Annotated in this window: 28 protein-coding genes; 15 read left to right on the top strand and 13 right to left on the bottom strand. The window is 71.3% G+C overall.

The features are described from left to right. Positions 1–49: 49 nt before the first annotated feature. Positions 50–556, bottom strand: coding sequence for a flavin reductase family protein (locus ACFWEP_RS12425; RefSeq protein WP_387369208.1), 507 nt, complete (start codon positions 554–556; stop codon positions 50–52). A gap of 196 nt (positions 557–752) precedes the next feature. Continuing rightward, a complete protein-coding gene (locus ACFWEP_RS12420; protein ID WP_387369206.1) occupies positions 753–1079 on the bottom strand; it encodes a TlpA family protein disulfide reductase in 327 nt (108 codons plus the stop codon). A gap of 219 nt (positions 1080–1298) precedes the next feature. Between ACFWEP_RS12420 and ACFWEP_RS12415 the strand changes: the two genes are divergently transcribed. Continuing rightward, positions 1299–2021 carry a lysophospholipid acyltransferase family protein gene (locus ACFWEP_RS12415; RefSeq protein WP_387369205.1) on the top strand — a complete coding sequence of 241 codons (723 nt, stop codon included), beginning with the start codon at positions 1299–1301 and terminating at the stop codon, positions 2019–2021. A gap of 92 nt (positions 2022–2113) precedes the next feature. Here ACFWEP_RS12415 and ACFWEP_RS12410 read toward each other — a convergent pair whose 3' ends face one another. The 4 genes from ACFWEP_RS12410 to ACFWEP_RS12395 all read right to left on the bottom strand — a co-directional run bounded on the left by ACFWEP_RS12410 (position 2114) and on the right by ACFWEP_RS12395 (position 6049). Further along, a complete protein-coding gene (locus ACFWEP_RS12410) occupies positions 2114–2713 on the bottom strand; it encodes a transglutaminase family protein (RefSeq protein WP_387369204.1) in 600 nt (199 codons plus the stop codon). A gap of 92 nt (positions 2714–2805) precedes the next feature. Beyond that, positions 2806–3885: a threonine aldolase family protein gene (locus ACFWEP_RS12405; protein WP_387369202.1), complete on the bottom strand. Its 1080-nt coding sequence runs from the start codon at positions 3883–3885 to the stop codon at positions 2806–2808. Then, positions 3864–4625, bottom strand: coding sequence for an SDR family NAD(P)-dependent oxidoreductase (locus tag ACFWEP_RS12400; RefSeq protein WP_387369200.1), 762 nt, complete (start codon positions 4623–4625; stop codon positions 3864–3866). Before ACFWEP_RS12400 ends, ACFWEP_RS12405 begins: the two co-directional genes overlap by 22 nt. A gap of 26 nt (positions 4626–4651) precedes the next feature. After that, positions 4652–6049, bottom strand: coding sequence for a DUF6421 family protein (locus ACFWEP_RS12395; protein ID WP_387369198.1), 1398 nt, complete (start codon positions 6047–6049; stop codon positions 4652–4654). A 245-nt stretch (positions 6050–6294) separates the two neighbouring features. Here ACFWEP_RS12395 and ACFWEP_RS12390 point away from each other — a divergent pair, with 245 nt between their 5' ends. After that, entirely contained in the window at positions 6295–6963 is a 669-nt protein-coding gene (locus ACFWEP_RS12390; RefSeq protein ID WP_387369196.1) for a glycerophosphodiester phosphodiesterase, read from the top strand. Positions 6964–7226: 263 nt separating this feature from the next. Here ACFWEP_RS12390 and ACFWEP_RS12385 read toward each other — a convergent pair whose 3' ends face one another. Together ACFWEP_RS12385 and ACFWEP_RS12380 are read right to left on the bottom strand one after the other, a co-directional pair. Further along, positions 7227–7592: a hypothetical protein gene (locus ACFWEP_RS12385; protein ID WP_387369194.1), complete on the bottom strand. Its 366-nt coding sequence runs from the start codon at positions 7590–7592 to the stop codon at positions 7227–7229. A 230-nt stretch (positions 7593–7822) separates the two neighbouring features. Further along, complete coding sequence (locus ACFWEP_RS12380) at positions 7823–8401, bottom strand: GNAT family N-acetyltransferase (RefSeq protein ID WP_387369192.1); 579 nt, start codon at positions 8399–8401, stop codon at positions 7823–7825. A 241-nt stretch (positions 8402–8642) separates the two neighbouring features. On the opposite strand from ACFWEP_RS12380, the gene ACFWEP_RS12375 reads away from it, so the two are divergent. The 8 genes from ACFWEP_RS12375 (at position 8643) to ACFWEP_RS12340 (ending at position 14933) form a co-directional block, all read left to right on the top strand. Then, complete coding sequence (locus ACFWEP_RS12375; RefSeq protein WP_387369190.1) at positions 8643–9218, top strand: DUF5134 domain-containing protein; 576 nt, start codon at positions 8643–8645, stop codon at positions 9216–9218. Between the two features lie 137 nt (positions 9219–9355). Further along, positions 9356–10294 carry a M56 family metallopeptidase gene (locus tag ACFWEP_RS12370; protein ID WP_387369188.1) on the top strand — a complete coding sequence of 313 codons (939 nt, stop codon included), beginning with the start codon at positions 9356–9358 and terminating at the stop codon, positions 10292–10294. Between the two features lie 375 nt (positions 10295–10669). Then, the gene (locus ACFWEP_RS12365; RefSeq protein WP_387369186.1) at positions 10670–11893 is read left to right on the top strand and encodes a hypothetical protein; all 1224 of its coding nucleotides are present in this window, start codon (positions 10670–10672) and stop codon (positions 11891–11893) included. A 46-nt stretch (positions 11894–11939) separates the two neighbouring features. Continuing rightward, positions 11940–12551, top strand: a complete 612-nt coding sequence (locus ACFWEP_RS12360) for a GNAT family N-acetyltransferase (RefSeq protein ID WP_387369183.1) — start codon at positions 11940–11942, stop codon at positions 12549–12551. A 104-nt stretch (positions 12552–12655) separates the two neighbouring features. Further along, positions 12656–13372 carry a phosphatase PAP2 family protein gene (locus tag ACFWEP_RS12355; RefSeq protein WP_387369181.1) on the top strand — a complete coding sequence of 239 codons (717 nt, stop codon included), beginning with the start codon at positions 12656–12658 and terminating at the stop codon, positions 13370–13372. Positions 13373–13391: 19 nt separating this feature from the next. Beyond that, positions 13392–14093 (top strand): HAD family hydrolase, encoded by a 702-nt coding sequence (locus tag ACFWEP_RS12350; protein WP_387369179.1) that lies wholly within the window; start codon positions 13392–13394, stop codon positions 14091–14093. 91 nt (positions 14094–14184) lie between these two features. Next, positions 14185–14370, top strand: a complete 186-nt coding sequence (locus ACFWEP_RS12345) for a hypothetical protein (protein ID WP_387369177.1) — start codon at positions 14185–14187, stop codon at positions 14368–14370. 47 nt (positions 14371–14417) lie between these two features. Continuing rightward, on the top strand, positions 14418–14933 hold the full coding sequence (locus tag ACFWEP_RS12340; RefSeq protein ID WP_387369175.1) for a GNAT family N-acetyltransferase: 516 nt from the start codon (positions 14418–14420) through the stop codon (positions 14931–14933). 178 nt (positions 14934–15111) lie between these two features. Here ACFWEP_RS12340 and ACFWEP_RS12335 read toward each other — a convergent pair whose 3' ends face one another. Continuing rightward, positions 15112–16602: an LVIVD repeat-containing protein gene (locus tag ACFWEP_RS12335; protein ID WP_387369173.1), complete on the bottom strand. Its 1491-nt coding sequence runs from the start codon at positions 16600–16602 to the stop codon at positions 15112–15114. A 220-nt stretch (positions 16603–16822) separates the two neighbouring features. Between ACFWEP_RS12335 and ACFWEP_RS12330 the strand changes: the two genes are divergently transcribed. Further along, positions 16823–17437: a DUF305 domain-containing protein gene (locus ACFWEP_RS12330; protein WP_387369209.1), complete on the top strand. Its 615-nt coding sequence runs from the start codon at positions 16823–16825 to the stop codon at positions 17435–17437. Positions 17438–17533: 96 nt separating this feature from the next. Here the strand turns inward: ACFWEP_RS12330 and ACFWEP_RS12325 are convergent, their stop codons facing one another. From ACFWEP_RS12325 to ACFWEP_RS12310, 4 genes are all read right to left on the bottom strand, one after another. Beyond that, a complete protein-coding gene (locus ACFWEP_RS12325) occupies positions 17534–17947 on the bottom strand; it encodes an ArsR/SmtB family transcription factor (protein WP_387369171.1) in 414 nt (137 codons plus the stop codon). 67 nt (positions 17948–18014) lie between these two features. Further along, positions 18015–18782, bottom strand: coding sequence for a class I SAM-dependent methyltransferase (locus ACFWEP_RS12320; RefSeq protein ID WP_387369169.1), 768 nt, complete (start codon positions 18780–18782; stop codon positions 18015–18017). Positions 18783–18894: 112 nt separating this feature from the next. Further along, positions 18895–19992, bottom strand: coding sequence for an NADH:flavin oxidoreductase/NADH oxidase (locus tag ACFWEP_RS12315; protein WP_387369167.1), 1098 nt, complete (start codon positions 19990–19992; stop codon positions 18895–18897). 171 nt (positions 19993–20163) lie between these two features. After that, a complete protein-coding gene (locus ACFWEP_RS12310) occupies positions 20164–20571 on the bottom strand; it encodes a hypothetical protein (protein ID WP_387369165.1) in 408 nt (135 codons plus the stop codon). Positions 20572–20818: 247 nt separating this feature from the next. Here ACFWEP_RS12310 and ACFWEP_RS12305 point away from each other — a divergent pair, with 247 nt between their 5' ends. The 4 genes from ACFWEP_RS12305 to ACFWEP_RS12290 all read left to right on the top strand — a co-directional run bounded on the left by ACFWEP_RS12305 (position 20819) and on the right by ACFWEP_RS12290 (position 24786). After that, positions 20819–21907, top strand: a complete 1089-nt coding sequence (locus ACFWEP_RS12305) for a WD40/YVTN/BNR-like repeat-containing protein (protein WP_387369162.1) — start codon at positions 20819–20821, stop codon at positions 21905–21907. Positions 21908–22008: 101 nt separating this feature from the next. After that, a complete protein-coding gene (locus tag ACFWEP_RS12300) occupies positions 22009–22686 on the top strand; it encodes a uracil-DNA glycosylase (RefSeq protein WP_387369160.1) in 678 nt (225 codons plus the stop codon). Continuing rightward, a complete protein-coding gene (locus ACFWEP_RS12295) occupies positions 22683–23729 on the top strand; it encodes an N-acetylglucosamine kinase (RefSeq protein WP_387369158.1) in 1047 nt (348 codons plus the stop codon). The genes ACFWEP_RS12300 and ACFWEP_RS12295 overlap by 4 nt, the downstream gene beginning before the upstream one ends. Before the next feature lie 133 nt (positions 23730–23862). Beyond that, the gene (locus ACFWEP_RS12290) at positions 23863–24786 is read left to right on the top strand and encodes a sirohydrochlorin chelatase (RefSeq protein ID WP_387369156.1); all 924 of its coding nucleotides are present in this window, start codon (positions 23863–23865) and stop codon (positions 24784–24786) included. Positions 24787–24829: the final 43 nt, after the last annotated feature.

Genomic DNA, 24829 nt, shown 5'->3' with positions numbered 1-24829 from the left:
AGGATCCTCGGATCCGGCACCGGGAGCGGCCCCGCGACAGCCTTCCGGGTCAGTCCCGCAGGGAGGTGAAGCGGCCCTCGTGGTAGACCAGCGGACGGCCGCCGCCCTCGGGGTCGCCGACCTCGACCTGTGCGATGACGATGCAGTGGTCGCCCGCGGGAACCCGGGCCACCACCCGGCAGACCAGCCAGGCGACCACCCCGTCGAGCACCGGCACGCCCTCGGGTCCTCGGTGCCAGGCGGTGCCCGGGCCGAAGCGGTCGGCCCCCGAGCGGGCGAAGGTGGCGGCCAGTTCGGCCTGGTCCTCGGCGAGTATGTGCACGCCTATGTGCGCGGCTTCCGCGACCACCGGCCAGCTGGAGGACGAGGTGGCAACGCCGAAGGAGATCAGCGGAGGCTCGGCCGCGACGGAGTTGAGCGAGGTGGCGGTGAATCCGACGGGCTGCCCACCGGTCGCAGTGATCACCGCGACCCCCGCGGCGTGCTGCCGGAAGACCGAGCGGAGCAGCTGGGGAGAGGCGGGAACGGCGGTGCGGAGCTCGGGCGAAACCGTCATGGAATTGTCCTTCTGCGAGTCGGGCATACGGGTCCGTAGGTGCTCAGACACCCGGACAGCGCGCGCTCGCGTTGCGTGCCAGGTCGACGTGGACCCGGCCGTAGAGAAGGATTTCCGGTGGCATAACGTCAGACTGACGATGCTCGCCCGTCACCGTCAAGTGCGTATCGCCATGTGGGAGAAGTGTCACGGCCCGTCATATCGCCCGGCCGAGGGCGGCCACGACGTCGACCGTGCGTGGCTGTCCCGTCGCACGGCGGACGACCGTGCCCCGGGCGTCGAGGACGAGGACGGTGGGGGTGGCGCGGATGTCGAGTGTGCGGACGAGAGTGAGGTGGGCCTCGGCGTCGATCTCGACGTGGGCGACCCCCTCGACCATGCCCGCGACCTCGGCGAGCGTGCGGCGCGTGGCGCGGCAGGGCTGGCAGAACGCGGTGGAGAACTGCACCAACGTCGCCCGTGTGCCGAGTTCCGCGCCGAGTTGGGAGGCGTCCAGCCTCTGCGCATCCGTCGTCCTGTCCACCGTCGTCCTTCCGTCGGAGTTCCCCGCAGGACGTCAGCGCCGGGAGGCGACGGCGCATTCCCGGCAGGGGCACGTGATGAGAATCTCGCCGCCCGGGTCCATCGGGACTGGCCACCGCGTCGCACATGGGGCACCATCGCCACAATGCCGAAAACCTACGGCCGCGTAACTTCCGCCGGGAGAACCCTCCCCAGGCGCAGAAGAAGGAGTCTTCTCCAGATGGCAGAACTCGTCTATCGACCGGTCATCGGCGCCGCTCGCACCATGTTCAAGGCGCTCGACCTGAAGATCGACACTCAGGGTTCGGAGAACATCCCGAGAACCGGTGGCGCGGTGCTGGTCAGCAACCACATCAGTTATCTCGACTTCATCTTCTCCGGCCTCGCCGCCCTTCCGCAGAAGCGGCTCGTCCGGTTCATGGCCAAGGAGTCGGTGTTCCGGCACAAGGTCTCCGGCCCGCTGATGCGCGGGATGAAGCACATCCCCGTCGACCGGAAGCAGGGGGAGGACGCCTACGCGCACGCACTGGCCTCGCTGCGGTCCGGCGAGATCGTCGGGGTGTTCCCCGAGGCGACCATCTCGTCGTCCTTCACGCTGAAGAGCTTCAAGTCGGGTGCCGCCCGACTGGCCCAGGAGGCGGGCGTACCGCTGATCCCGATGGCCTTGTGGGGCACCCAGCGGATCTGGACCAAGGGCCACCCGCGCAACTTCCGGCGGAACCACATCCCGGTGACCATAAGGGTCGGCGCTCCGGTCGAGGCCCCGGCGGACCAGTACGCGGGGGCCATCACGCGCCGGCTGCGCGAGGGGGTCCAGGAGCTCCTGGAGGCCGCGCAGCGCGCCTATCCGGTACGGCCGAAGGACGCGGGCGACACCTGGTGGGTGCCCGCGCACCTCGGCGGTACGGCTCCGACCGCGGCGGAGGTCCGCGAGCGCGGCTGATTCAGCGGGCAGGACCGGGCCGGCGCACGGACCGCGCCGGCCGGGGACGTGCGCCGGGTCAGAGCGCGCCGGATCGTAGCGCGCCGGGTCAGTCAGAGCGAGCCGGGCAGCGTCTCCCCGAGGTGGTGGCGGTCGCGCGCCTGCCTCAGTGTCGACAGCACCTCGGGGTGCGGGGCCGCATACAGGACGGGGTAGTCCACTCCCCCGAGGGCGGGGTGCACCGGCCAGGCCAGCCGCTCGTGGTCGAGGGAGAACCGCGCGTCGACACCGGGCCTGTTCCCGCGTGCGTCGACCCGGGCCCAGCGGTCCCGGCCCGGGAGTCGCAGGGCGACGAGCCCGTGCACCACGGGGACGTCTCCCTCCTCGTCCACGAGCCGCTGGTAGCAGAGCGCGGCGGGGATGCCCGCGACGCGCAGCAGGGCGGCCAGGGCGTGCGATTTGGCGTAGCAGATGCCGTTACGGGTCGCGAGGACGTCGGAGGCGCGCCAGGGCACCCGGAGGTCCCCCGAGTCCGCGGAATGCGGGATGGTGTCGCGGACGAAGGTGAAAGCGGCCTCGGCGTAGGTGTACGCATCACTGGTGTCGGCGCCGAGGCGTCGCGCGGTCTCGGTCACGTACGGATGCTGGTGGTCGATCGCCTCGTCCGACGCGAGATAGGCGTCGAGGTCCGGGCTCTCCTGGATCAGTTCCATGCGCGCAGAGCATAGGAGTGCGGCCGACCGGAGGCAAATACTTTTCCGGTCGACCGCATATCCATGCATGCACTATGACTGCGCCACGCCTTTCAGCCCTTCAGCTCCTCGGCGAGCGCCTCGACGAAGGCGTCCACGTCGCTCTCTCGCGTGTCGAAGGCGCACATCCAGCGGACGTCACCCGCGGCCTCGTCCCAGAAGTAGAAGCGGAAGCGCTTCTGGAGCCGCTCGGCGACGTCGTGCGGCAGCCGGGCGAAGACTCCGTTGGACTGGACGGGGTAGAGGATCTCCACCCCGTCCAGGGCACGGACGCCTTCGGCGAGGCGCTGGGCCATCGCGTTGGCGTGCCGGGCGTTGCGCAGCCAGAGGTCACCCGCGAACAGGGCTTCCAGCTGCACGGAGACGAAGCGCATCTTGGAGGCGAGTTGCATCGACGTCTTGCGCAGGTGCTTCATCGCGCGGACCGTGTCGGGGTCGAGCACGACGACGGCCTCGCCGAAGATCGCGCCGTTCTTGGTGCCGCCGAGGGAGATCACGTCGACGCCCGCGTCGGTGGTGAAGGCGCGCATCGGCAGGTCCAGGGAGGCCGCCGCGTTGGCGATCCTGGAGCCGTCGAGGTGGACCTTCATCCCGAGTCCGTGGGCGTGGTCGCAGATCTCGCGGATCTCCTGAGGGGTGTACAGAGTGCCCAGTTCGGTGCTCTGGGTGATCGAGACCACCTGGGGCATCGCGCGGTGCTCGTCGTCGAAGCCGTACGCCTGGCGGTCGACGAGCGCGGGCGTCAGCTTGCCGTCCGGGGACGGGACGGTGAGGAGCTTCAGTCCGCCGACGCGCTCCGGAGCACCCCCCTCGTCCATGTTGATGTGCGCGGACTCCGCGCAGATCACCGCGCCCCAGCGGTCCGCCAGGGCCTGGAGGGCCAGCACGTTGGCCCCGGTTCCGTTGAAGACCGGGTAGGCCTCGGCAGCCTCACCGAAGTGGCCTCGTACGACGTCCTGGAGGTGGTCCGTGTACACGTCCCCGCCGTAGGCGACCTGGTGGCCGTCGTTGGCGAGGGCGAGGGCGGCCAGGATCTCCGGGTGGGTACCGGCGTAGTTGTCACTGGCGAAGCCGCGTATCTCCGGGTCGTGATGACGACGCGCGTCGGTCGTTACGGTTGCGGAGTCAGCCACAGGCGCTTTCCGTTCACATCGGGTGCGGGTCGGTCCCAGACGCCGGCGATGGCCTCGGCCAGTTCGCTCACGTCGGTGAATCCCGCGAATTTCGCAGTCGGGCGCTCGGCGCGCATCGCGTCGTGCACCAGTGCCTTCACGACCAGGATCGCAGCAGCCGTCCTGGGCCCTTCCTCGCCCCCCGCCTTGCGGAAGGCGTCGGCGAGGGCGAGCGTCCACGCCTCGGCAGCGGCCTTCGCCGCCGCGTACGCCGCGTTTCCCGCGGTGGGCCGGGTCGCACCCAAGGCGCTGATCAGGACATAACGGCCCCGGTCGCTGCGCTCCAGGCCTGCCTGGAAGGCGAGCGAGGTGGACTGCACGGTGCGGATGAGCAGCTTCTCCAGCGCGTCCCAGTCGGAGAGATTGGTCTCGGCGAAGTTCGCGCTGCCACGCCAGCCGCCGACGAGGTGGACCAGGCCGTCGATCCGGCCGAACTCCGTCTCCGTCTTGTCGGCCCACTCACGGGCGGCGGCCGGGTCCAGCAGGTCCACGGTCTCCCCGGTGACGCTGGCCCCGCCGTGCGCGTACCGCGCCGCGTCGACCGCTTCCGCCAGCCGTTCCGGGTGCGCGTCCGCCCCGACGACCGTCGCTCCGGCCTCGGCGAGGCGGAGCAGTGTGGCACGGCCCGCCGGACCGGCAGCACCGGCCACCGCGATCACCGCGCCTTCCAGTGGGCCGGTTCCGCTACGGACACCGTTCATGGCCACCGCCTCCTTGGGACCCTCGCTCACGCGGCCACCCGCTCGGCGCTCGCCGCGGTGATCCCCACCGTGGACGCGATCACGTGCTTCAGTTTCTTGGAGAGCGCCTCATAGAACATGCTCAGGGGAAACTCGTCCGGAAGCACGTCGTCCACGAGTTTGCGCGGCGGTTGTGTCAGGTCCAGCGCGTCGGGGCCCTTGGCCCAGCGCGAGCCCGGGTGCGGGGAGAGGTACTCGGCGACCAGGTCGTAAGCGGCGAACCAGTGGACCAGCTTGGGGCGGTCGATGCCGTCGCGGTAGAGCTTCTCGATCTCGCCGCAGAGCTGGTTGGTGACCTGCGGGGCACGGTCCCAGTCGATCTTCAGGGTGTTGTCCGTCCAGCGGACGACGTCGTGCTTGTGGAGGTAGGCGAAGAGCAGCTGGCCGCCGAGGCCGTCGTAGTTGCGTACTCGCTCACCGGTGACGGGGAAGCGGAACATGCGGTCGAAGAGGACGGCGTACTGGACGTCGCGGCCCTGCGGGAAGCCGTCGGCCTCCAGCTTCACGGCCTCCTTGAAGGCGGTGAGGTCGCACCGCAGCTCCTCCAGTCCGTACATCCAGAACGGCTGGCGCTGCTTGATCATGAAGGGGTCGAACGGCAGGTCGCCGTGGCTGTGGGTGCGGTCGTGGACCATGTCCCAGAGCACGAATGCCTGCTCACAACGCTGCTGGTCGCCGACCATCTCCTGGATGTCCGCCGGCAGCTCCAGGCCGAGCAGGCCGACGGCGGCCTCGGTGACCCGGCGGAAGCGGGCGGCCTCGCGGTCGCAGAAGATGCCACCCCAGCTGAAGCGGTCAGGGGCCTCACGCACGGCGATGGTCTCCGGGAAGAGCACCGCGGAGTTCGTGTCGTACCCGGAGGTGAAGCCCTCGAAGGTGATACCGCAGAACAGCGGATTGTCGTACCGGGTCGCCTCCAGCTCGGCGAGCCACTCGGGCCAGACCATGCGGAGCACGACCGCTTCGAGGTTGCGGTCGGGATTGCCGTTCTGGGTGTACATGGCGAAGACGACGAGGTGCTGGAGCCCGTCCGCCCGGTGCTTGGCCGGCTGGAAGGCGAGCAGGGAGTCCAGGAAGTCCGGAACCCCGAAACCGCCCTCGGCCCAGCGGCGCAGATCGCCGACGAGGGCACGGTGGTAGGCGGCATCGTGCGGCAGCAGCGGGGAGAGCTCCTCGACCGCGCCGATGATCCGGCCGAGGGTGGCATCCACGACCGCCGCGTCGGGGGCACCCTCCGCCGCGAAGTCGATCGAGCCGTCCTTGGACTGCCAGGGCCTGATCTTCTCCACGGCGTTCCTGAGCACGGGCCACGCAGGGTGGTCGACCACCCGCCCGGCTGCGGCCGCGCCGCCGCCGGGGACGTCGTGTACCAGAATTTCCGTCATAGCCGTTTCCTCCACAGAACCTCGCGTTCGGCGAGCGTATCCGGGCACGGTTCCCCAGGACAAGTGAGATTCAATAAATTATCCTGCCCAGCTCCATGGTCACCGCTGATTTTCCTGTAACCCCTCAGGACAACGTTACTTCCGTCACCCATGTCGTGCCGTGTCGACGGCTGGGCAGGTACGCTCCGGCAGCCGGGGCGGTGCGAGGAACGCGGCCGGGCCACGCGAGAATTCAGGAGAGTGCCTTGCCCTTCGTCACCATCGGTCATCGCGGGCTCATGGGCGTCGAGCCGGAGAACACGCTGCGGTCCTTCGTCCGGGCCCAGCGGGCGGGGATGGACGCCATCGAACTGGATCTGCACCTGAGCAAGGACGGCGCGCTCGTCGTGATGCACGACGCGGAAGTGGACCGCACGACCGACGGAACTGGCCGGATCGCGGACAAGACGCTGGCGGAACTGCGCGAGCTGGACGCCGGACAGGGCGAGCGGGTGCCCCTCTTCGAGGAGGTGCTCGACGCGGTGGACTCGCCGATCCAGGCGGAGATCAAGGACGCCGCGGCGGCCCGGGCACTGGCCGACGTGATCACTCGGCGGGGCCTGACGGGACGGGTGGAGGTGTCGTCCTTCCACGACGAGGCGGTCGCGGAGACCGGCCGGCTGCTGCCGGGCTTGCCGACCGTGCTGATCGCGAGCCGCTGGGGACCGGACGTGGTGGAGCGGGCCCGGGCGGCGGGCGCGGCCACGCTCGCACTCAACATCCGGCGGCTGACGCTGGAGACCGTGGAGCAGGCACGCGGCGCCGGGCTGCGGGTCATCGCCTGGGTGGTGAACACCCCCGAACAGCTGGCGCTGGTTCGGGCGTTCGGCCTCGACGGGGCGACGACGGACCGCCCGGAGATCCGCGGGGCCTGAGCCGGTTCCCTTCCGCGACGGAGCCGCCGGGCGAGAGTCCGCCGCACCACGACGTCGGGCGGACGGCTTCGCGGATACGTCACGCTTCCGGGAGCGCTCGCGGCTCCGGCCCGGGCAGTCAGCCGGAAAGGAGCACCGCCGGCCCTCGCCCCGTCAGGACGTTGGCAAGTCGTCAGACCCCAGCGGGCCCTCGATGCCATCGGTAGACCCGATGGTCCTGGTGGATACCGGCACCGCGCTGCCCGAGCACAAGGAATGCAGCCTCACCAGACGATGACGCCGCCACCCTCGGCTTTGGCTCGCACGGCGGCAGCGACGATGTTGTCGAAGCAGCTGGTGACGTACTCCGTGTGGTAACCACTGGCTTCACCAAGGTCAGCGAGGTGCGGGCGTATCGCGTCGCACTCGGACAGGAAGTCATCGATCGCACCTGGCTCGACCTTCAGGTTGTCGCCGTCGAGCCGGGGAAAGTAGCGAGCTCCCAGCGCCCGCATCGCCTCGGAGCCCCACAGCTTGCCGCGCGATCTCTCGAATCCGGCCATGGTCCTGCTGTAGTCGTCGTCGGGATCCTCCAGGAGGGTCCACTCGCCGTCGGCTCCGTACACGTAGGTGTCCACATTCAGGCTCATGCGGTGATTCTCCGGAGCAGGACCGGACGTGTCGACCGGATCGCAACCGCCGCGACGGCGCCACGGCTGCCCCAACGACAGCGCCACGGCCGTCGCTGGGGCAGCCGCTTTCGGGACTCCGGATGTCTGAACACGAACACGGCCTGAGCACCGCGGCGCGGTGAACCCTCCGAAGGCCCCGCCGGGCACGGCGGCGCCTTCGGTGGGCGGGCGAGCGGGAGAAGCGGGACCTACCGCATGTCGTTCCCGGACTCCCCGGCCCCGAACTCCTTCACCAGCAGTTCGAACTCCAGGTCGTCTCGGAGCGGAGTCCCGAAGCGCTCGTCACCGTAGGGGAAGGGGCTCATACGGCCCGTTCGGGCATACCCGCGGCGCTCGTAGAAGGCGATCAGCTCGGCGCGCAGGGAGATCACCGTCATCTGCATCCCGGTGACGCCCCACTCCTCGCGGGCCACCCGCTCCGCCTCGGCGATGACGGTCTTGCCGAGCCCGACGCCCTGCTGGCCCGGGCGGACCGAGAACATTCCGAAGTAGGCCGCGTCACCGCGGTGTTCGAGCTGGCAGCAAGCGACGATGGCGCCGTCGCGTTCGGCCACGAGCAGCCGCCCGCCGGGGGTGGCGATGATCTCGCGCACCTCCGCGTCGTTGGTCCGCCGGCCTTCGAGCATGTGCGCCTCGCTGGTCCAGCCGGTGCGGCTGGACTCACCCCGGTAGGCGGACTCGACCAGCTCGACGAGCGCCGGCACGTCGTCCTCGGCCGCGTCGCGGAAGGTGAGCCGGTGCGTGGTGCGCGGCGGGGCGATCTCCATGGAACGGTCTCCGTTTCTCCGCCCGCGGCAGGTGCCTTCGGGCTCGCCCGCCGGGCGGTGCTCTGCTACGACGCCGGACCTCTGCTCCGGCGTCGCGCACGAGGGTAACCCGATCGCCGGAGCCCACCACGAACGCGGTCACTCCCCCTCGTGCACCCCATGCGCCACCGTGCGCCGGGTTGTCACGGCGACACGCCGGGAATCGAGTACGGGACAGCTTTGGCGGAGGGGGAGGTGTGCCGTGCACGGACCGGCGCTGTCCGGCTGGCTGCTCATGGTGCTGTGCGCGGCGACGGGCGTGTACTGCCTGCTGCGGGCGCGCGCCGGGACCGGCGAGACGCGTCGAGCCGCTCACGCCGAGGCGCTCATGGGGTTCGGCATGGCCGCGATGGCCGTTCCGGCTGCCCTGTTCACGCCCCCCGGGTGGGCCTGGGCGGCGTACACGGTGCTCTTCGGCGGGGCCGCCCTGCGGTCCGCCTGGGCGGCGCGCAGAGGCGGCCACCATCTCCACCATCTGGTCGGCTCGCTGGCCATGGTCCACATGGCCGTCGCCATGGCGCCCGGCGCCGGGGGCAGCCCGCACGCCGGGCACGGCGGAGGAGTTCCAGGAGCGGGCCTCCCCCTGCTGACCGGGGCGCTCCTCCTCTACTACGCGCTCTACGTCCTGGGCGCCGCCGGACGCCTGATACCCGTCGCCGCAAGCGCAGGGGCCGGGGCCGGCCTGGTGGCCGGTGGCGGGCACGCCCGGCCCGAACTGGCGCTCGCCTGCAGGGTGACGATGGGCCTGGCCATGCTCGCGATGCTGGCGGGCCTCTGACGCGCACGTGCCCGGCGGGTCTCGGCACCGCACGCTCCGCGCATGCCGCGCGCTTCCATGCGTCCACGCGCCGTGGCGTACGTCACTTGACGGCCGGAGCCGTATCGGCGCGTTCCGCGCGCTCATAGGCTGACCGCATGTTGGTCTCCCTCGCCCTGCTGACGCTCGGCGCACTGACCGCCGTGCTGGCTCCCCGCCTGATGGCGCGGGCCCATTGGCCCGAGCGCGAGCCCGTGGTGGCCCTGTGGGTCTGGCAGTGCGTGGTCGCGGGGGTGCTGGTCTCCTTCGCCCTGTCGATGACGTTCAGCGCGGCGGCGGCCTGGCAGGCGGTCCGTGGCCAAGTCTTCGCACCTGCCCCGCGCGCGGTGGTCGAGGCCTATGCCCTGGCCGGCTACGGCCCCTGGTCGGCGGTGGTGGCCGTGGTGCTGGCCTTCGGGGGCGTGTGGAGCGGGGCGATGCTGCTGCGCGAGGTACGCCGCGCACGCAGGCGGCGGAGTCTGAGCCGAGCCGAACTGCTCGTACGTTCGCCGCACTTGGACGGCGAGGAGCCCGGCGACGCGCGGCTGGTGATCCTGGAGGGGCCCCGCCCCGACGCCTGGTGGCTGCCCGGATCGACCCCGCGCCTGGTCATCACCACAGCCGCGCTGGTCCGCCTGAAGGGCCGCCAGCTGGACGCGGTCCTCGCCCACGAACAGGGACACGCCAGGGCCCGGCACGACTGGCTGCTGCACTGCTCGGCCGCCCTGGCCAACGGTTTCCCTCAGGTACCGGTCTTCGCCGCGTTCCGTGACGAGATGCACCGGCTGGTCGAACTGGCCGCCGACGACGTGGCGTCACGGCGCTTCGGCCGGCTGACGACCGCCCTCGCGCTGGTCGGGCTCAACGAGGACCGGGGCGTCTTCGACCCGTGCCACACCCAGGCCGGACAGGTGCCGCGCCGCGTGAACAGGCTGCTGGATCCGGTGGAACGGCTGACCGCCGGGCACCGGCTCCGGCTCACCGCCGCCGCTTCGCTGGTCCCGCTCGTTCCGCTGCTGGTGGCGTTCGTGCCGGCGATCGGCACCCTGCGGCCGTAGAAGTACGGGGTACGGGCGGTTCCGGGCGACGAGCGCGGGCGCCGCGGCACGCCACGCCGACAGAACGCGTGTCGAGCGAATTCTCAAATACCTTGCCAATAAAGCGAGTTCGGGCTGTCATGGACCACTGGGCCTGAGACCTGAGGGCTGTCCCGCACTACGTGGTGGACCCATGCGCGGCGTCGGATGCGGCACATCGCGAGGCGGAGGAGCGTTTGCACCGTCGAAGCACGCGGACTCCGACGACGCGGCAGGGTGCCGTGACTGACGTCGCACACCCCCAGGGGTTGCTTGGGCCCAGGTCGTGCAGGTCCGGACTCGAATCGGGGGGAACACATGGAGACGCGTGGCTCGGAGTTAAAGGTTTTCGTCCCCATGAAGTACGACCTCGGCGGAACCATCACCGACCCGGGACGGCTGATGGAGGTGGTGGAGGCCCGGCACGGCGCGCTGACGGTGGACATGACCATGCTGCGCAGCTGGAATCTGTCCTATCTGGCAGGGCACGCACCGGTCGTCTCCTGCGCCCTGCCCGGCGGGGAGAAGTCGCTCGCCGGGGGCACGTGGTCCTTCGACTGCCGAATGCGGGTGTACCCGTGGCTCGGCGTCGTTTCGGTCGACTACGCGTTCACTCTGATCGCCGGCACGGCCGACATAGAGACTTTCTACGACGACCTGGTCGAGTGGAAGAACCGGGACTATCTTCCTTACCTCGAACGGTGCGACGCGCTCAGCGACAATCTGAGTCTGCGTATCCCGGCCGGCCTGCGGGCAGGCGACTGCGAAACGCACGGATCAGCGGTGCGGGCGCTGCGGGTCGCGGCGGCCGACATCATCGAGCCCCGGCCGTTCTGCTACGCGTTCCACGACTTCCGTCTGTGCTTCGTCGGCAACATGAGCGACCTTCCCGGCGAGCGGGTGCGGCAGTTGCTCTGGCTCGCCGACGGCACTGCCGCACTCCCCGAGGACGGGATCGCCGACTCTCTCGGGTTCAGGGGCCTGGAAATCGCGAGTTCCGGGTGGTCGACGGTGATCCGGGGAGAGTCCGGAGCGGTGGCGGCCGAAGCCGAGACGGTCATCTCGCTGCTGAACCTGGTCCACGCCCAGTGGTACGTCTGCCAGCTGTGGATCAACGCCCACGACCTGCGCGGACGATCGGGAGGCGCAAGCAGGGGGCTGGCGGGCGCCCACGTCCTGTCCCAGAACCAGACGGCTCTCGTGCAAGACCTGTCGGAGATCGACAATCTCGACGTCATGCTCAAGGACCCCGTTCTACTGCGGGTCGCGGAGTACCTCGAGACGAACCTGAAGGTCCGCAGGCACAAGGAGACCGCCATGTCACGCCTTCACGCGCTGGAAAACCACTCCCGCCAGCTGGCCGACTACAACAACGAGACCGAACTCCGCCGCGTTCAGGTCCTGTTCGCCATCTCCGCGGCCGCCGGAATAGCAAGCCTCGTCCCCTCCCTCACCGACGTCGGATTCACCCTGCTCCATGTGGTTGCCACCGTCATCCCCCTCCTTGGTTTCTGGGCCCTGTTCGCAGTAGATTTCACGCGCGTGCGCCGACGGCCGAGGACGCGACGCCGACGGCCCTGAGCGGCCCGCCGGGCCGGCACCGGCGTCGGCTCGACGAAGGAGTGGCGTGAGCGACATCAGCACACAGTGGTACCGGCCCGGGACCATTCCCCCAGCTGAAGTGCACGAGCTGACGGAGATGTTCACGGAGGTCGCGGGCGAGTTCGTCCCCCCGCTGACGCTGCGCGGGGGGACTGCCGTGGCCGATCTTCGTGAGCGCGCCCCCGGCGCCCCGGACGCCCCCGGCCCGGGCAACGACTACCTGGAGGAGATGCTCCGCCAGGACCTCGTCATGTCCCGGCACGAAGGCCAGGCCGCCGGCTTTGTGTCCTTCCGGAGCAACCACCGAGACCCGCGCTTCGCCGACTTGTGTCCCTGCCTGTACGTCAGCACCATCGCGGTGCGCAACCACTACCGGCGGCAGGGCATCGCACGCGTCCTCTACCAGGAACTCTTCGCTCTCCCGGAATCCCTGCCCCCGTGGATCGTGCTGCGGACCTGGTCCACCAACACGGGCCATCTCGAACTCCTCGGCAGCCTGGGATTCTCCACCGTCCTCCGCATCGAGGACGACCGGGCCGCAGGAGTGGACACCCTCTATCTCGCGGCTGACCGCACCGGCCGGGCGAAGGACGCGCCCGCCTCGCAGGGTGCCCCTGGACGGGGGTCCTCCCGGTAAGCGGCGGACGTACGCCCCCCGCGCGCCCCGATCCACCCGGACCCCGGCGTTCCGCACGGGGCGGCGTCCACCCGGAAGCGGGTACTTTCGGCGAAAATCGCCGCATGTCCACTCCCGACCGCGTCCCCGCGCGGCCTTCCGGGTCTGCGACGGTCACGCGTGCGGTGGCGGCCGGGGCGGTCTGCGGCGCGCTCGCCCTCGCCCTGCTGGTGATGGTGGCCACGGCCTGGGCGCCCCTGATGACCGTGGACCACGCCGTCGCCGAGGGGCTGCACCGCCGTGCCGTCACCCGGCCCGGAGAGGTCCGCGTCGCCCGGGTGCTGACGGACTGGGTGTGGGACCCCTGGACCGCGCGTGCCCTGATCACGGTCGCCGTCGTGGCCCTGTGGTGGCGCGGGGCCCGGCTGCTCGCCTGCTGGATCGCGGGGACCATGGTCTTCTCCACCCTCCTCCAGCAGGGGATCAAGGCGGCCGTGGGCCGGGAGCGCCCCCAGTGGCAGGACCCGGTCGACTCCGCGCAGTACGCCGCGTTCCCCTCGGGCCACGCGATGTCGGCGACGGTGGGGTGCGGCCTGCTGCTGTGGCTGCTGTGGCGGGCGGGGCCAGCGGTCAGGGGCGCGGCCGTGTCGGTGGCCTGCCTCTCGGTGGCGGGCGTCTCCTTCACCAGGGTCTACCTGGGGGTGCACTGGCTCTCGGACGTGGTGGCCGGGGTGCTGCTCGGGGTGGGCGTGGTGGCGCTCTCCATCGCTGGTCACACGGCGTTCCTCGCGCGGTCCGGCCAGGGCTGGAGCCGGACGGGGAATTTGTCACACCGATCCTGACCACGGCAAGATCGCCACCATGACGATCAAGGGCGTGCTCTTCGACTTCTCCGGGACCCTTTTCCGCATCGAGTCGGTCGGTTCCTGGCTCCGCGCGGTCTTCGACGAGCAGGGCACGGTGACCGACGAGGAGAGCTTCGACCGGTACGTACGCGAGCTGACGGACGCCGGAGCGCTGCCGGGCGGGCCGGCCCCGGCGCGCGTACCGGCCGCTCTGGCCGAGGTGTACGCGGCGCGCGACGGGAGCGCGGAGCTGCACCGTGCCGCGTACACCGGACTGGCGCGCGAGGTCCGACTGCCCGGCGAGGGAACGCACGAGGCGCTCTACGCACGCCACATGTCCCCCGACGCCTGGCGCCCCTACCCGGACGCGGTCCAGGTGCTGGGCGGCCTGCGGGCCAACGGCACGGCGGTCGGGGTGGTCAGCAACATCGGCTGGGACCTGCGTCCCGTTTTCCGGGCCCACGGGCTGGACGAGTTCGTGGACGCGTACGTCCTCTCCTTCGAGCACGGTGTGCAGAAGCCGGACGCGCGGCTCTTCCGTACCGCCTGCGAGCGGCTCTCCTTGCGTCCCGAGGACGTGGTGATGGTCGGTGACGACCGTCACGCGGACGCCGGGGCCGCCGCGCTGGGGTGCGGGGTGCGCTTCGTGGACCACCTGCCGGTGACCGAGCGGCCGGACGGACTGCTGCGGCTGGGGCTGGTGACGGAGACGGCCTGAAAAGGTTGCTCCGTACGAGGGGCGGCTGGTGTGAGATGTCCCGCCCGCCGGGCGGCCCGATCGCCGGATCCGGCCCCGTAGCCTGGTGGGCATGTCCTGTCTTCGCACCTCGTCACGTTCCGTCCGTCCCGCAGCGGTGATCAACCAGGAGATCCGCCATCTGCTGCAGCGCTCGGACGGCCTCGTGCTGTCCGCCGCGGACGAGGCGACGTACCAGAGGCTGCTGGTCGAATGGGCCGCCGCGACGGGGACGAGCACCCGGCGACCGGCGGCCTGAGCCTGGGGGACTCCGGCGCGCGCGGGAGTGCGTGCGACCCTTCCGGGATGAACGACCGCCCCGCTTTTCGCACCCTGCGCCTTCCCGGCGCCGAGGTTTCCCCCGCGCACGGCCTCACGGGCCTCCTCACCGCCTACCACCTGCGCACGGAGGAGGAGAAGGGCCTGGGCGTCGTGGGCAGGGAGGACCTCCCCGAGCGGTATCTGTCCGAGATCCGGTCCCCGGCCACCGCGTTCGCCGGCGGCCTCGTGCTGCTGGCCCTCCACGACGACACCGCCGCAGGGTGCGCGATCCTGACCGCCGCCGACGGCGACGGGCGCTCGGAGATCAAGCGGCTGTGGGTCGGCCCCGCCTTCCGCGGCGGCGGCGTGGCGTCCGGTCTGATCCGGGAGGCGCTCGCGGCGGCCGGGGAATCCGGCGTCCGTGCGGTGCGCCTCTCCGTCTGGAGCTGGCGGACCGGCGCGATCGCGCTGTACGTCCGTCACGGCTTCACCGCAGTCGAGTCCTGGGAGGACCGGCGGGAGCTCGTCTGCATGGAGCGCCGTGTGGGCTCCGGGCGCTGATGTGATTCCGGCGGTTCCCCGCGCCGCCGGAATCAGCGCCTCCAGCATCTCCCCGCGCTGCTCACCGGTCAACGCGTTATTCCGTCCTCCCACCGCGTGCCGGGCGACGGGGGCGGTCCGCCGGGCGGGGACCCGGCGGACCGCGTGGCGCGTCGCTGCCCGCTGAGGCGGTTCGGGGTCAGCGGTCGAAGTAGTCGGGCTGCGTCTGGACGTTCAGCTCGTCGAGCCGGACCCGCTTCGCCGGGTCGGTCCGCCGGTCGTGCAGGGCGAGGACGTCCAGGCCCTTGGCGATGTCGTTGGAGTAGATGTAACCGTTGTAGTAGTACGCCGACCAGGGTCCGGCCGTGGTGACGGCGTCGAGGCTGACGGGTCCGCGCTCGAAGTAGGCGATCTCCTCGGGCTTGCTGGAGTCGGTGAAGTCCCAGACGGAGATGCCCCCCTGGTACCACGCCTGGACCATCAGGTCCCGGCCCTTGACGGGGATGATCGAGCCGTTGTGGGCGACGCAGACCTCGACGTCGGCCTGGTAGCGGTCGATCTTGTAGTAGCTGCGGAAGACCAGCTTGCGGTGGTCGCCCCTGCCGACGATGTCGTAGATGCCGTCGGCGCCGCGGTTCGGTCCGATCTCCTCGTTGCAGGTGGCCGCGCCACCGCCGCCGAGCTCGTCCGTGAAGACGACCTTGTCGGCGTCCTGGTTGAAGGTGGCCGAGTGCCAGAACGCGAAGTTCACGTTGTCCTGCACCCGGTCGATGATCTTCGGGTTGGCCGGGTCCTTGATGGAGAACAGCAGGCCGTCCCCCATGCAGGCGCCCGCCGCGAGGTCCTCGGAGGGCAACACGGTGATGTCGTGGCAGCCGGTGGTCTTGGAGACACCGGGGTTGTCCGGGGCTCCAGGATTGCCGCCGTCCGGGAAGAGCACCGGGAAGTTCACGATCCGGGCCTGCTCGGGCGCCTTGCGGGGCACCTTGATGACGGAGATTCCGTCGTGCGGCGGCTGGCAGTCGGGGAACGCCGCGTTGGGCGAGTACGAGGACACGTACACGTACACGTCGTTGCGCTTCGGCACGATGGTGTGGGTGTGCGAACCGCAGGCGGTCTCGACGGAGGCGACGTACTCGGGGTGGCGCTTGTCGCTGATGTCGAAGACCTTGATGCCCTCCCAGGAGGACTTCTCGGTGGCGGGCTGGGTGGTGCTGGCGCAGGAGTTGTCGCTGCGCGAGGAGTCGGTGGAGAGGAAGAGCAGGTTCCCCGAGACCGAGATGTCGTTCTGCGAACCGGGGCAGAGCACCTGGGCGACCGTCTTCGGCTTCTTCGGGTTGCCGATGTCGAAGATGCGGAAGCCGTCGTAGTTGCCGGCGAAGGCGTACTTCCCCTGGAAGGCCAGGTCCGTGTTGAGGCCCAGCAGCGCGTCCTTCGGCACGTTGGCGAGGTGCTCGATGTTGCCGCTGTGGACGATCTCGTCGACTCCGGGTATGCCGCCGTTCGCGAGGGCCGCCTCCGCCTCGGCGCGGGTGTCCGACGACACGGCGACAGGGGCGGCGGTCGTGTCGCCGGGGTCGGGTGACGCTACGGCGTTGGTGGCTGTCAGCAGCGTCGCGATGAGTCCGGCCACGGCGGCTGCCGCGCCCAGTCGTCTCCGTCGCACGCGGGTGGTGTGCAACAAGGTCACTTCGTCCTCCCTTGATTCCGTTCGGGGTCGAACGGTTCTCGGTCGGTGGAAGTATGGCTTCTTCCATGTACACATCAACAGGTGGCAACAGAGACGTAATGAAAGTGTTTGATCAACATGGCGTGGAAGCATGCTAGTTGTTGGTCACCAACACCCCCCTTGGCAACCGGAGGCCGCCGTGCTGTTCGACCGACAGACGATACGCCCGGGCGCGACCGCCATGGCCGTGGCCGCCCTCGCATCCGTGCTGGCGCTGTCCTCGTGCGACGCGGACGACGACGCGTCGCCCCGGAAGACCACCGGCCAGAGTGTCGTCGCCCCCGGGAAACCGGGCGAGGAGGCCAGAACCCTCACGGCGGAGGAGGCGCGGAAGGAGACGGTCGCCGACACCCCGAACTCCGCCGACTACCAGTACGTGCAGCGCATGATCCACCACCACGAACAAGCCCTCGTCATGACGGAACTCGCCGAGCAGCACGCCACTTCAGCCTCGGTCCAGCGGCTCGCGGAGCGCATTGCCGCGGGGCAGAAGCCGGAGATCGAGGCCATGCGAGGTTGGCTGAAAGACAACGACGGCGAACAGCGCGCGGCACACGATCACTCCGCGATGCCCGGCATGGCGACCGAGGCACAGCTTGCGCGCCTGAAGGCCGCGCGGGGCAGAGCGTTCGACCAGCTCTTCCTCAGCCTGATGATCACCCACCACCAGGGGGCCATCACCATGGCCACGGAGGCCCTCACCGACGGCAACAACGTCCGGGTGGAGGAGATGGCCACCGACGTCGCCGCGCAGCAGGCCGCCGAGGTCGACCGGATGCGAGCGCTGCAGACCTGACCCGCTGCCGGGATCGCCGGGCGGTTGCTCGCGCCCCGGCCGGTCCGGGAGTCCGTCGGCCGGGCGCCCTCGGGTGCTCCGCCGGCCGGCCCGGGGTCACGCCGGTCGGACTCCCGGGAGTCGTACCGCTTCCCGGTCGGCCGCGCGCAGGACGCTGTCGAGCAGGCCGGGGTAGAGCTTCTCCAGGTCGTCCCCGCGCAGTTCGTTCAACTTCGCGGTGCCCCGGTAGATCTGGTGGATGACCCCGCTCTCCCGCAGGACACGGAAGTGGTGCGTCAGGGTCGACTTGGCGACCGGGAGTTCGAAGTACGAACAGGCCAGCCCGGCCGGAGCGCCTGCCATCTGCCGGACGATGCACAGGCGTATCGGATCGGCCAGCGCGTGCAGCACGTGTTCGAGCCGGATCTCCTCCAGGGACGGATGCGCGAGCACACGGGCACCGCCGGACGCCGCGGAGCGCCCCCGGGTGAGGGACGGCGCGGAAAGCGCGGTGTGGCTGGCGGGGGTCACTGTGGGCTCCACTTCGTCCGAAGGTCTCCATGGTACGGAACCCGCGGGGACGGGTACGCGGTGCGGGTCAGCGGACGGTGGCCACCACGAGACGGGCCCGCGGGGCACCGTCCGGGCGCGCTCCCAGGCCTGTGAGAGGGCTCAGGCGCACCGAGAAACCGTTGGCCGCGAGGTCGGTGAGGACGTCGGGCAGCCGGAACGTGCGGTAGTACATGACGAAGCGCGGGCGCCACAGGGCGTTGCGCACGCGCATCGCCGTGTCGAACCCGAGGAGCGTCCAGTACGCCCGCGAGCCGACGGCCGGCGGGGCGCCCACCGGAAAGACGAACCGTCCACCGGGCCGGAGCGAGGCGCGCACCTGGGCGAAGAGTGCCGGGCGTTCGGACGGCAGGAAGTGTCCGAACGCGCCGAAGCTCAGCGCCAGGTCGAAGGCGGCCGCGAAGGGCAGGGCCCTGGCGTCGGCCCGCACCCAGTCGACCGGGGGTCCGGGCACGGGGGCAGCGGAGTTCGCGGATCGGGGCGGTCCGGCGGGCGCGTTCGCAGCCGAGGACCGGCCGACGGCGAGCATGCCCGCGCTGAAGTCGACGCCGGTGACCCGTTCGTGGCACACCTGGCGCAGCACGCCGACACCCGCACCGGTGCCGCAGCAGACGTCCAGGCCGCGGGCGAACGGCCCGAGCGGCCGGAGCGCCTCGGTCACGGCGTCGAGGACGCGGTCCGGGGTGCGGTAGGGCGAGTGGTCGAACTTCGGGGCGAGCAGGTCGTACCCGCGCTCGGTCGAGGAGAGCGCCTGGACGGCGAGTTCGCGGAAGGTGGGGCCCTGGGTGGTAGGCATCACGGCCAGCCTACCGAGGATCCCGCCCCTCCCCCGGTCTTCCCGGCCGCTCGGGAGGTACGGAAGCCCCCCCCCGCCCGGCGGCGCGGGCCGGGGAGTTGCCGCCCGTCGGTCAGACCGAGCGGCCGTACTGGGGCGGTACACGCACGTCGCCGCCCAGTTCCCGCGCGGCGTCGCGTGCGAAGTAGGGGTCGCGCAGCAGTTCCCGGCCGATGAGGACGGCGTCCGCCTGCTCGTCGACGAGGATCTTCTCCGCCTGCACCGGCTCGGTGATGAGGCCGACCGCGGCGACCGGCAGACCGGCCTCGGTCCGGACGCGCTCGGCGAAGGGGACCTGGTAGTTCGGGCCCACGGGAATCTGCGCCCGAGGCGCGTTGCCGCCGGTGGAGACGTCGAGCAGGTCGACGCCGTGCGCCTTGAGATCGCGCGCGAACCGGACCGTGTCGTCGCCGGTCCAGCCCTCGCGCGGGTCGTCCGCGTTCTCGGTGAGCCAGTCCGTCGCGGAGATGCGGAAGAAGAGCGGCAGTTCCTCGGGCCACACCTCCCGTACGGCATCGACGACTTCGAGGGCGAAGCGGGTGCGGTTCTCGAAAGAGCCGCCGTAGGCGTCGGTGCGGTGGTTGCTGTCCGGGGAGAGGAACTCGCCGATCAGGTAACCGTGGGCGCCGTGGATCTCGACGACCTGGAAACCGGCGGCGAGCGCGCGCCGAGCGGCGTCGGCGAACTGCCTCACCACATCCTTGATCTGATCAACCGTCAGCTCGGCCGGAACGGGGCTGCCTTCATCGAAGGCCAGCGGGCTGGGTCCGAGCGGCTGCCAGCCGCCGTCCGCCTCGGAGAGCGCGCCGCCGCCGCGCCAGGGAGCGTCGGTGGACGCCTTGCGGCCGGCGTGCGCGAGCTGGATCCCGGAGACGGTCCCCTGGCCGGCCAGGAAGGAGGTGATCTTCCGGAACGCTTCCACCTGGCGGTCGTTCCATATGCCGAGGTCGGCGGGGCTGATGCGGCCCTCGGGGCTGACCCCGGTGGCCTCCACCAGGATGAGCCCGACGCCACCGACCGCCCGGGACGCGTAGTGCGCGAAGTGCCAGTCGTTGGGGATCCCGGCGTCCGGACCGGCCGGCGCCGCACTGTACTGGCACATCGGCGGCATCCAGACACGGTTGGGCACGGTCACCGACCGCAGGACGTAGGGCTCGAAAAGGGCGCTCACGCCGGACTCCGTTTCGCAGGAAGGACCGCGCCGCCGGGCGGAGCCGACGACGTTAGTACGACAGATACCGTACTACGACGGACGGCGAACCAAGGAAGGGTTCTTACGGCGTTCACACACCCACCCGCGCGGCCGTTCACGCGAGCGCCCCACCTCGCCCCTTCTCCACCCTCAGCCCTCCTCCCCTCTCCGTCGCCGCCGCAGGGCGATCGGCGTTTCGGCGTCATAGACCTGCGTCCAGCTCCGGCCGGCGCCGGACGTCCAGACGACGTGGACGTCCGCCCCCTCGACCCTGGCGCTCCCGACGGTCATCACCCGCGGGCCGTCCCGCACATCGCCCCGCAGCAGTTCGTCCGCCCGCACGGTGACGGGACCGGCCGGACTGGCCCGCTCCGCCAGCTCGGCCGCGGCAAGGAGGGCCGCCGCCAGTTCCCGGGCCGCGACCGGGGTACAGCCGAGTTCCAGGCGCCGGTCCGGGGCCACGATCCTCAGCCCCACCCGGAGCGGGTCCCCCGGGGTGCCGGGCTCCACCTCCCAGGCCGCCGTGCGCCCCTCGGCATCCTCGAACCCGCTGCTCATCCTGGTGCTCCGCTCCCGCTCCGGGGCCGCGCGATCTGCGTACCGGCCCGCCCGGGCATTCCAGCACATCCGCACTCCCGGCCGGAGCGGTGGCGCCCCACCGCTCCACGTTCCACCGGCCCCGGTCGCCCGCCCACCCACCGGGACACGCTCCGACCCGCACACCCCCTGCACTGCGGGACGGCTCCCGTACCTAGGTGCAAAATGGCACACATCCGGCAACTACGGCGTTTCGGGAGGCTCGGCCATGACCGATGTTCTGCTCACGGTGGGCACGCGCAAGGGGCTCTTCATCGGGCGCAGGCTCGGTGGGACCTGGGAGTTCGATGCTCCCCACTTCAACGCGCAGGCCATCTGTTCGATCGCCATCGATACCCGGGGCCCCGCGCCGAGGCTGCTGGTGGGCGGTGACAGCTCGCACTGGGGGCCGTCCGTCTTCCACTCGGACGACCTCGGCGCGACCTGGGTGGAGCCCACCAGGCCCGCGGTGAAGTTCCCGAAGTTCACCGGGGCGTCCCTGGAGCGCGTCTGGCAGTTGCAGCCGGCCGGCCCCGAGGCGCCGGACGTGGTCTACGCGGGCACCGAACCGGCCGCCCTGTTCCGCTCGGCGGACCGGGGCGAGTCCTTCGAGCTGGTACGGGCGCTCTGGGAGCATCCGACGCGTTCGCGCTGGGTGCCCGGCGGCGGAGGCGAGGGACTGCACACCATCCTCACCGACCAGCGGGACGCCCGGGCCGTCACCGTCGCCGTCTCGACGGCGGGCGTCTTTCGGACCAGCGACGGCGGCGAGAGCTGGGAGCCCGCGAACAAGGGGGTGTCGGCGGTATATCTGCCCGACCCGGAACCGGAGTTCGGTCAGTGCGTGCACAAGGTCACCCGCGATGCGGCCGATCCCGACCGCCTCTATCTGCAGAACCACTGGGGCGTGTTCCGGAGCGACGACGGGGGCGGCCGGTGGGCGGACATCGGGGCCGATCTGCCCTCCGACTTCGGGTTCGCCGCGGTGGCCCATCCCCGCAGGGGCGGGACCGCCTACATCTTCCCGATCAACGCGGACATCGACCGGGTGCCCGCGCAGCACCGCTGCCGCGTCTTCCGCACCACCGACGCAGGTGCGAGCTGGGAGCCGCTGTCCCGGGGACTGCCGGAGGGCGACCACTACGGCACGGTGCTGCGCGACGCGCTCTGCACGGACGACGCCGATCCGGCGGGGATCTACTTCGGCAACCGCAACGGCGAGGTGTTCGCCAGTGCCGACGACGGCGACAGCTGGACGCAACTCGCCGCGCACCTGCCGGACGTGCTCTGCGTCAGGGCCACGGCGCTGACCCCGTGACCGCCCGACGCACCGGGCGCGGGGCTCCGGTTCACCGCCGGGAGAGAACGCGGCGACCAGGCAGTTGATCGTTTCGGCCGTACGCCCAGTAGAGTGCGCCCGTGGCAGCACGACCGTTGAAAGAAATCATCGAACCGGGCTGGGCCGAGGCCCTCGAACCGGTCGCCGGACGCATCGCGGCCATGGGCGACTTCCTCCGTACGGAGATAGCCGCGGGGCGCACCTACGTCCCGTCCGGCGCGAACGTCCTGCGGGCGTTCCAGCAGCCCTTCGCCGACGTGCGGGTCCTGATCGTCGGTCAGGACCCGTATCCGACGCCGGGTCACGCGATCGGGTTGAGTTTCGCGGTGGCGCCGGACGTGCGTCCGGTACCGGGAAGCCTCGACAACATCTTCCGCGAGATGCACAGCGACCTCGGAACACCCCGGCCGTCCAACGGCGACCTGACACCCTGGACGCGCCAAGGGGTGCTGCTGCTCAACAGGGCACTGACCACGGCCCCGCGCCGTCCGGCCGCCCACCGCGGCAAGGGCTGGGAGGAAGTCACCGAGCAGGCGATCCGGGCGCTCGTCGCGCGCGGCACTCCGCTGGTCTCGGTGCTCTGGGGCGCCGACGCCCGCAGACTGCGCCCGCAGCTGGGCGACTACCCCGCCATCGAGTCCACGCACCCCTCCCCCATGTCGGCGGACCGCGGCTTCTTCGGCTCGCGCCCGTTCAGCAGGGTCAACGAGTTCCTGGAGCGCCAGGGGGCGCAGCCGGTGGACTGGCAGCTGCCGTGACGCCGGGCGTCGGCGTGTACGTGATCGGGGTGGACTCCGGCGGGTCCGGGCTCCGCGTCGCGCTCGGCACCGCCGGCACCCCGGAGCCCGTCGCCACGACCGTGTGCGCGGAGCCGGTGCGTACCGGCCCCGACGGGATCGACGCCGACCACTTCCTGACCCAACTCCTCCCGGCGGTCGAGCGGTTGACGCGTGATGCCCTCGAGGCGCGCCCGCCCGCCCGCATCGCGGCGGTCGCGGTGGGCGCGGCGGGCATGGCGACCCTGGGCGACCATCTGCGCGCTCGGCTGCCGCAGGCGCTGGCCACCTCGCTCGGTGTCCGCGCACTGGTCCTCGCGGCGGACGGGGTGACCGCGTACGCGGGTGCGCTCGGACAGCGTCCGGGCGCCGTCGTCGCAGGCGGCACCGGGATGATCGCGCTCGGCAGCGATCTCTGCGAGTGGCGGCGCGCGGACGGCTGGGGCCATCTCCTGGGGGACAGCGGGGGCGGCGCGTGGATCGGCCGGGAAGGCCTGGACGCCGCTCTGCGCGCGCACGACGGCCGGCGCGGTGGCTCGCCCGCGCTGCTGGCACGGCTGCGGGCCGTGTTCGGTCCGGCGACCGGACTCCCCGGCCTGCTCTATCCCCGCGCCGACCGGCCCGCGATGCTCGCGTCGTTCGCGCCCGAGGTCGCCGCGTGTGCACAGGAGGACCCCGTCGCCAGGTCGGTCCTGCGCCGCGCCGCCGCGCACATCGCCGAGGCCGCGGCGGCCGTGTGCCCGCGGGCGGATACCACGGGAGCCGGGGAACGCGCCACAAGCTCCGGCGGGGAGCCCGTCGAAGTAGCTCTTACGGGTGGCCTGTTCCGTATGGGTGAGCCGCTCCTCGCGCCCCTGCGCAAGGAGTTGGAGCAGCAGCTCCCGCACGCGGCCCTGGTTTCCGCCGCGGGGGACCCGCTCGCCGGTTCACTCCTGCTCGCACGGGCACTGGCCAGGTCGGACCTTCGGCTGCCCCGCCATCCGACCCTGCTGCACGTCGTCGGCGACGGCTCCGGTGACGACTGAGGGACACTCCTGGAGGACAGACAGAGCGGGGCAGTTGACCGGTACGTCACTCATCGGACATAAACGGACAGATAACGCCCAGCTGTACCCTCCCTGAACGAGGGGGCAACCAAAACCAGTAGCATGCGGCGCCATGAGCACCCCCACTGGGCCCGCTTCCGGCCTGCCTGTACGAATGCCGCGACCTCGCCAGTCCGGACGGCACCGCCGCCCGGAGCCCGTGGTCGCACCCGAGGGCGCTGCCGTGCTCGTCCTCGCCGTTCCCGGTACCCCTTCCCCGGCCGCCCGCAGCGTGGCCGAGGAAGTCATCAGCATCGCCCGTTCCGAGCTGCCCGGCCTCAACGCGGTCATCGGTTACCTCGAAGGCGACGACGCCGAATTCCCGGCGCTCGCCTCCGTGCTCACGCAGTGTGCCGCCGAGCGCGTCGCGGCGTACGAGCAGGCCACCGCCGCCGGGCGTGAGGTTCCGGTGCCCGAGGGCCCCTCAGCCGTGGTGGTCCCGCTGCTGGCGGGACCCGACAGCGCCCTGATCCGCCGGATACGGCAGGCGGTCATGGAGAGCGGCACGCAGGTCGAGCTGACCGAGGTGCTGGGCCCGCACCCGCTGCTGGCCGAGGCGCTGCACGTGCGCCTCTCGGAGGCCGGTCTGGCGCGTGCCGACCGGGCCAGGCTGTTCACCGTCGCCACCGCCGCCGACGGCATCGTGCTGGCCACGGTGGGCGGCGACGAGGCCGTGAAGGCCGCCGGGATCACCGGCATGCTGCTGGCCGCCCGGCTGGCCGTGCCCGTGATGGCGGCCGCACTGGACGTGGAAGGCTCGGTGTCCTCGATCGCGGACCAGCTGAAGAACGCGGGCTCCGTCCAGCTCGCGCTGGCGCCCTACCTGGTGGGTCCCGAGGTCGACACGGGCCTGCTGGACGCGGCGGCGAAGGAGGCGGGCTGCGCGACGGCGGAGCCGCTCGGCGCCTACCCGGCGATCGGCAAGCTCGTGCTGTCCCTGTACGCCTCGGCGCTGGGCATCTCGCCCGCGATGCCCCAGGGCGTCCCGGCGCACTGATCACGCGCCCCGGCAGCACCGTGCGGTGTGTCCCCGCTCCCTG

Origin of the sequence: Streptomyces sp. NPDC060198, from assembly GCF_042728415.1 — a bacterium.
In the GTDB taxonomy this organism is placed as follows: domain Bacteria; phylum Actinomycetota; class Actinomycetes; order Streptomycetales; family Streptomycetaceae; genus Streptomyces.
This window is presented reverse-complemented; position numbering and strand designations above follow the sequence as displayed.

Coding starts and splice junctions, on each gene's coding strand:
- ACFWEP_RS12425 (WP_387369208.1), bottom strand. CDS start 556: ATGACGGTTTCGCCCGAGCTCCGCACCGCCGTTCCCGCCTCTCCCCAG.
- ACFWEP_RS12415 (WP_387369205.1), top strand. CDS start 1,299: ATGGCAGAACTCGTCTATCGACCGGTCATCGGCGCCGCTCGCACCATG.
- ACFWEP_RS12410 (WP_387369204.1), bottom strand. CDS start 2,713: ATGGAACTGATCCAGGAGAGCCCGGACCTCGACGCCTATCTCGCGTCG.
- ACFWEP_RS12400 (WP_387369200.1), bottom strand. CDS start 4,625: ATGAACGGTGTCCGTAGCGGAACCGGCCCACTGGAAGGCGCGGTGATC.
- ACFWEP_RS12395 (WP_387369198.1), bottom strand. CDS start 6,049: ATGACGGAAATTCTGGTACACGACGTCCCCGGCGGCGGCGCGGCCGCA.
- ACFWEP_RS12385 (WP_387369194.1), bottom strand. CDS start 7,592: ATGAGCCTGAATGTGGACACCTACGTGTACGGAGCCGACGGCGAGTGG.
- ACFWEP_RS12380 (WP_387369192.1), bottom strand. CDS start 8,401: ATGGAGATCGCCCCGCCGCGCACCACGCACCGGCTCACCTTCCGCGAC.
- ACFWEP_RS12370 (WP_387369188.1), top strand. CDS start 9,356: ATGTTGGTCTCCCTCGCCCTGCTGACGCTCGGCGCACTGACCGCCGTG.
- ACFWEP_RS12365 (WP_387369186.1), top strand. CDS start 10,670: ATGAAGTACGACCTCGGCGGAACCATCACCGACCCGGGACGGCTGATG.
- ACFWEP_RS12355 (WP_387369181.1), top strand. CDS start 12,656: ATGTCCACTCCCGACCGCGTCCCCGCGCGGCCTTCCGGGTCTGCGACG.
- ACFWEP_RS12350 (WP_387369179.1), top strand. CDS start 13,392: ATGACGATCAAGGGCGTGCTCTTCGACTTCTCCGGGACCCTTTTCCGC.
- ACFWEP_RS12345 (WP_387369177.1), top strand. CDS start 14,185: ATGTCCTGTCTTCGCACCTCGTCACGTTCCGTCCGTCCCGCAGCGGTG.
- ACFWEP_RS12340 (WP_387369175.1), top strand. CDS start 14,418: ATGAACGACCGCCCCGCTTTTCGCACCCTGCGCCTTCCCGGCGCCGAG.
- ACFWEP_RS12330 (WP_387369209.1), top strand. CDS start 16,823: ATGGCCGTGGCCGCCCTCGCATCCGTGCTGGCGCTGTCCTCGTGCGAC.
- ACFWEP_RS12320 (WP_387369169.1), bottom strand. CDS start 18,782: ATGCCTACCACCCAGGGCCCCACCTTCCGCGAACTCGCCGTCCAGGCG.
- ACFWEP_RS12310 (WP_387369165.1), bottom strand. CDS start 20,571: ATGAGCAGCGGGTTCGAGGATGCCGAGGGGCGCACGGCGGCCTGGGAG.
- ACFWEP_RS12305 (WP_387369162.1), top strand. CDS start 20,819: ATGACCGATGTTCTGCTCACGGTGGGCACGCGCAAGGGGCTCTTCATC.
- ACFWEP_RS12290 (WP_387369156.1), top strand. CDS start 23,863: ATGAGCACCCCCACTGGGCCCGCTTCCGGCCTGCCTGTACGAATGCCG.